Annotated in this window: 3 protein-coding genes and 1 tRNA gene; 1 reads left to right on the top strand and 3 read right to left on the bottom strand. The window is 48.0% G+C overall.

All coding sequences use genetic code 11. The features are described from left to right. Positions 1-71 precede the first annotated feature (71 nt). A complete protein-coding gene (locus QMA35_RS21455) occupies positions 72-257 on the bottom strand; it encodes an FAD-dependent oxidoreductase (protein ID WP_281649175.1) in 186 nt (61 codons plus the stop codon). A 143-nt stretch (positions 258-400) separates the two neighbouring features. On the opposite strand from QMA35_RS21455, the gene QMA35_RS21450 reads away from it, so the two are divergent. Next, entirely contained in the window at positions 401-1,075 is a 675-nt protein-coding gene (locus QMA35_RS21450; protein ID WP_281649174.1) for an START domain-containing protein, read from the top strand. 61 nt (positions 1,076-1,136) lie between these two features. Here QMA35_RS21450 and QMA35_RS21445 read toward each other — a convergent pair whose 3' ends face one another. Both QMA35_RS21445 and QMA35_RS21440 read right to left on the bottom strand, forming a co-directional pair. Continuing rightward, entirely contained in the window at positions 1,137-1,856 is a 720-nt protein-coding gene (locus QMA35_RS21445) for an OmpA family protein (protein WP_281649173.1), read from the bottom strand. Between the two features lie 137 nt (positions 1,857-1,993). Next, a tRNA-Pro gene (locus QMA35_RS21440) sits at positions 1,994-2,070 on the bottom strand.

The raw sequence follows: 2,070 nt of genomic DNA, 5'->3' as shown, positions 1-2,070 counted from the left end.
TTGGCTACATGGCAGCACGTACGTGCCCAATGCCAGAAAGGCTTCTTAAGCTGGCTGACTTACAGTGGTAATCAGGAAACGCCAAGCTTATCAAGTTGCAGTGTCGCATTAGCAGGTAAGGCAATTCCTGCTCCACTGTGCCTCCACCTAAACACCCTTTCAATAACTTGAACATTATGCCCTGCCTCAGATAAAGAGCGGGCAGCGGCAAGGCCGGTAATTCCAGCCCCGGAAATCAGTATTGAAAGCGGTTTCACCAAAGCTCCTGATAGAGACTTACTTAACTTGTTAGATTTATAACAGCCGGTGTTTGTTCCCTTGCTATTCCCTTTAGTAAAGCTCTGCGTGTATGCTTCTCATTAAAGTAGTCCCCGTCACACCAATAATTAAAAGAAAAGCCGTGAAAAATTTATTATGCAAACTACCTTCTCCGTTTTTATTCCTGACACTTATCCTGTTACTGGTGACACGCTTTTCCAGCGCCGAAGAATCCTGGTCTCTGGAAAAGAGTAAAAACGGTATAGATATCTATGTCAGAAGCGTAGAAGGCTCTCCCATCAAAGAGTTTAAAGGCGTAATGACCCTGCCCAGTACTCTGTCTGCTGTTGTCGCACTCTTAGATGACTCGGAAGCTGCTCCAAAATGGATTTATAACTGCCAGTCCATGGATCTCTTAAAATCAGATGGGTTAAAGAAATGGAGCTATATCGTCAACAAACTCCCCTGGCCTGCCACCGACCGAGATGCCATTGTTCTGAGTATTATGCGGCAAAACCCTGCCACACTGCAGGTGTCTATCGCCCTTACAGCGGAACCCGAATTACAGCCTGAAAAGAAAGGACTGGTGCGTATACCCGAGATGAATGCAGCTTGGGTTCTCACACCAAAAGCAGGTGGGGAAGTTCAGGTTACCTATCAGGCCCATGTTAATCCGGGTGGCCAATTACCCACCTGGTTGATTAACAGCCTGTTGGTTGATACGCCGTTTTCCAGCCTGTCAGCCATGCGGGAACTTGTACTCACAGAGCATTATCAAAAGCAGCAGCGAGATGATGTTGTAGAGCCTCAAGCCTGAGCCTTAATAGTCAGGGGCGGTCAGCTCGCCCCTGATATGACTTACTAAAATCGTTGCAGAACTAACTGCCATTATTTTCAAAGATCTTGGCTTCAACCCTACGGTTCTGCCTGCGGCCATCCTTGGTGGTATTGCTCACAGCAGGTTCATCTATACCAGAGGCTTCAATAAAAATATGTGTGTGCTGCACACCGCTATTAATCAGGTAACTCTGTACGGCGTGAACACGTTTCTCCGATATCTCCTGATTAAAAGCCTTTGGCCCTGAACTGTCTGCATGCCCTTTCAGTTGTATAACAGCTTTGGGATGTGCCCGCAGGTACTCTACACCTTCATCAAGAATCCCCTTGGCCTTAGCAGATAGACTGGCAGAGGACGAGTCAAACAGCACTGGCTCCATAACTGGAATTGGATCTTTTTGTACAGCTGGGATAATGGGACAGCCCTCTGCTCCTACACGGGTTCCGGGAGGAGTACCTGGGCACTTATCGAGACTATCCGGCACACCATCACCATCAGAATCCTTAGGTATAGCAACTTCAACAGTTTTAGAGGGTTGAGGTTTTTCATGGGTCAGGGCGCATATAGCACCACCAATGATGGCTCCGCCAACAGCACCGTAGGCTGCCGTTTTACTGTTCTCCATAGCACCGCCGACACCACCCACGGCACCACCGGCAAGAGCACACTCCCACCATTCATGCATGGTGGCCTTATGGCCTGCACAGCCACTTAAAAATATACTGAGGATAATCGTCGCAAGAAAAGACTGCCTGATCACAACGGCTACTCCCGAAAAAGAGAAGGAAGATAAGTGACCAAGGAAGTGTAGGAGGAAACTCGAAATGGGAAAGAAAAAGAAACAAAAGAAAAGGGGTAATCCGAAGATTCCCCCTTTATTTTCTCTTTTAAGAGAATTGGTCGGGGTAGAGAGATTCGAACTCCCGACATCCTGCTCCCAAAGCAGGCGCGCTACCAGACTGCGCTATACCCCG

The sequence above is a fragment of the Parendozoicomonas sp. Alg238-R29 genome, assembly GCF_947331445.1.
In the GTDB taxonomy this organism is placed as follows: domain Bacteria; phylum Pseudomonadota; class Gammaproteobacteria; order Pseudomonadales; family Endozoicomonadaceae; genus Sansalvadorimonas.
The sequence above is the reverse complement of the archived record's forward strand: the minus strand, read 5'-3'. Positions and strand labels throughout refer to the sequence as shown.